Annotated in this window: 1 pseudogene; it reads right to left on the minus strand. The window is 44.7% G+C overall.

What is annotated here, in order from left to right:
• A pseudogene (locus tag HT709_RS11470) lies at positions 1–842 on the minus strand (hypothetical protein); the annotation flags it as partial.
• Positions 843–951: the final 109 nt, after the last annotated feature.

Here is a 951-nt window from a genome sequence, read left to right on the forward strand (position 1 = left end):
GAACCCCATGTACCTGTTGTCCAGTCTCCTGCTGTCACGACTTTCGTCACTTTGTTACGCTTGTTGGTTCGCGTTAAGGTGACGGTTTGCGTAACGGGTGTTGCTACTTCTGTCGTTTCATCAGTCGCATCTACATACTTGATGGTACGGGTAACAGTTTTGCTTTCTTTAACATCTTCTGTAGCTTGTGGGTATTTCACTACTTCGGTTGTATCTGTAGTTGTTGATGTTACAGCTGTTTCCGCTACAGTTGCCTTATCTGGGGCGTCATAGTTTTCTACTGATGGTGAAGTTTTTTCGTCCCAGTTGCCTGTTGTCCATTCACCTTCTGTCACGACTTTCGTCACTTTGTTACGCTTGTTGGTTCTTGTTAGTTCAACTGTTTGCGTAACTGAATCAGCCACTTCTTTTGTTTCGTTGGCTTTATCGACATACTTGATGGTACGGGTAACAGTTCTGCTTTCTTTAACATCTTCTGTAGCTTGTGGGTATTTCACTACTTCGGTTGTATCTGTAGTTGTTGATGTTACAGCTGTTTCCGCTACAGTTGCCTTATCTGGGGCGTCATAGTTGGTTACAGTTGGAGAGTCTTGAGAACCCCATGTACCTGTTGACCAGTCTCCTGCTGTCACGACTTTCGTCACTTTGTTACGCTTGTTGGTTCGCGTTAAGGTGACGCTTTGCGTAACTGGTGTTGCCACTTCTTTTGTTTCGTTGGCTTTATCGACATACTTGATGGTACGGGTAACAGTTTTGCTTTCTTTAACAACTTCTATGGCTTGTGGGTATTTCACTACATTGGTTGTATCTGCATTTGTTGATATTACTGCTTGTTTCGCCACAGTTGCCTTATTTGGCGCCACCTTCTTGGTTACAACTGGAGAGGCTTGCTAACCCCGAGTACCGCTTGTCCAGTCACCTGCTGTCACGACTTTCGTCACTTTCTTACGC

The sequence above is a fragment of the Streptococcus sp. 1343 genome, assembly GCF_013277355.1.
GTDB lineage: Bacteria > Bacillota > Bacilli > Lactobacillales > Streptococcaceae > Streptococcus > Streptococcus pseudopneumoniae.